General features: G+C 41.2%; 2 protein-coding genes and 1 pseudogene. All 3 read left to right on the top strand.

Annotation, left to right across the window (positions count from 1 at the left end):
• On the top strand, window positions 1-1,022 hold a 1,022-nt coding region (gene prfB, locus SMIDD26_RS04880), incomplete at its 5' end, for a peptide chain release factor 2 (protein WP_134990185.1).
• 17 nt (window positions 1,023-1,039) lie between these two features.
• On the top strand, window positions 1,040-1,732 hold the full coding sequence (gene ftsE, locus SMIDD26_RS04885) for a cell division ATP-binding protein FtsE (protein ID WP_000022265.1): 693 nt from the start codon (window positions 1,040-1,042) through the stop codon (window positions 1,730-1,732).
• Window positions 1,725-2,100, top strand: a pseudogene (locus SMIDD26_RS04890) (permease-like cell division protein FtsX); the annotation flags it as partial. The gene ftsE and the pseudogene SMIDD26_RS04890, both read left to right, overlap by 8 nt.

A 2,100-nucleotide genomic window follows, 5' to 3' on the forward strand; every position in this document is an offset into this window, starting at 1 on the left:
ACCTAGAAGGTCTAGAGGAAGAGATTGCCATCTTGGAAAACAAGATGACAGAACCTGATTTTTGGAATGATAATATTGCGGCCCAAAAAACGTCGCAAGAATTAAATGAATTAAAAAATACCTATAATACCTTCCATAAGATGGAAGAGTTGCAGGATGAAGTTGAAATTTTATTGGACTTTTTAGCAGAAGACGAGTCAGTGCATGAGGAACTGGTCGAACAGTTATCAGAACTTGATAAGATGATGACCAGTTACGAGATGACCCTTCTCTTGTCGGAACCTTATGACCATAATAATGCTATCTTGGAAATCCATCCAGGATCTGGCGGTACAGAGGCACAGGACTGGGGAGATATGTTACTTCGTATGTACACTCGTTATGGTAATGCTAAAGGCTTTAAAGTAGAAGTCTTGGATTATCAAGCAGGTGATGAGGCTGGTATCAAGTCAGTAACCTTATCATTTGAAGGGCCTAATGCCTACGGCCTTCTCAAGTCGGAAATGGGAGTTCACCGTTTGGTGCGAATTTCGCCGTTTGACTCTGCTAAACGTCGCCATACCTCTTTCACATCCGTAGAAGTGATGCCTGAGTTGGACGATACCATTGAAGTGGAAATCCGGGAAGATGACATCAAGATGGATACCTTCCGTTCAGGTGGTGCCGGTGGACAAAACGTCAATAAGGTTTCAACAGGTGTACGTTTGACACATATTCCTACGGGAATTGTCGTTCAGTCAACGGTCGATCGTACCCAGTATGGAAATAGAGATCGTGCCATGAAGATGTTGCAGGCTAAGCTCTATCAAATGGAGCAAGAAAAGAAAGCTGCGGAAGTCGATTCCCTCAAGGGTGAGAAAAAGGAAATCACATGGGGAAGCCAAATTCGTTCTTATGTCTTCACACCTTATACTATGGTAAAAGATCACCGAACTAGCTTTGAGGTTGCTCAGGTAGATAAGGTTATGGATGGGGACCTAGATGGTTTTATCGATGCCTATCTCAAGTGGCGAATTAGCTAATATAGAAAGGAAGTCACATGTCAATCATTGAAATGAGAGATGTCGTCAAAAAATACGACAACGGAACGACTGCCCTACGCGGTGTTTCGGTCAGTGTTCAACCAGGGGAATTTGCTTACATCGTAGGACCTTCAGGAGCAGGGAAGTCAACTTTTATTCGTTCTCTGTATCGTGAAGTAAAAATCGATAAAGGAAGCCTATCAGTTGCTGGTTTTAATCTGGTTAAGATCAAAAAGAAAGACGTCCCGCTTCTACGTCGTAGTGTTGGGGTTGTCTTCCAGGATTATAAACTGTTGCCAAAGAAAACTGTCTATGAAAATATTGCTTACGCTATGGAAGTAATCGGTGAAAATCGCCGTAATATCAAAAAACGTGTGATGGAAGTTTTAGACTTAGTTGGATTGAAGCATAAGGTTCGTTCTTTCCCAAATGAGCTCTCAGGTGGAGAGCAACAGCGGATTGCGATTGCACGTGCCATTGTAAATAATCCCAAAGTATTGATAGCCGATGAACCAACAGGAAACCTGGATCCGGATAATTCATGGGAAATTATGAATCTCTTGGAACGGATTAACCTACAAGGGACAACTATTTTGATGGCGACTCATAATAGCCAGATTGTAAATACCTTGCGCCACCGTGTCATTGCCATTGAAAATGGCCGTGTCGTTCGTGACGAATCAAAAGGAGAGTATGGATACGATGATTAGTAGATTTTTTCGCCATTTATTTGAATCACTAAAAAGTTTGAAACGAAATGGTTGGATGACAGTGGCTGCTGTCAGCTCAGTCATGATTACTTTGACCTTGGTTGCCATATTTGCTTCTGTTATTTTCAATACAGCGAAACTAGCTACAGATATTGAAAATAATGTTCGAGTGATGGTTTATATTCGCAAGGATGTAGCTGATAATAGCGAGACTATTGAAAAAGAAGGTCAAACTGTTACAAATAATGACTACCACAAGGTATACAATGCTTTGAAGGGGATGTCTACTGTTAAGAGTGTTACCTTTTCAAGTAAAGAGGAACAATATGAAAAGTTGACAGAAACAATGGGGGAGTAACTGGAAAATC

This window comes from Streptococcus mitis (assembly GCF_001579035.1).
GTDB lineage: Bacteria > Bacillota > Bacilli > Lactobacillales > Streptococcaceae > Streptococcus > Streptococcus mitis_J.

Bases quoted from the DNA above. Each gene is read 5' to 3' on its own strand.
- ftsE (WP_000022265.1), top strand. From the start codon at position 1,040: ATGTCAATCATTGAAATGAGAGATGTCGTCAAAAAATACGACAACGGA.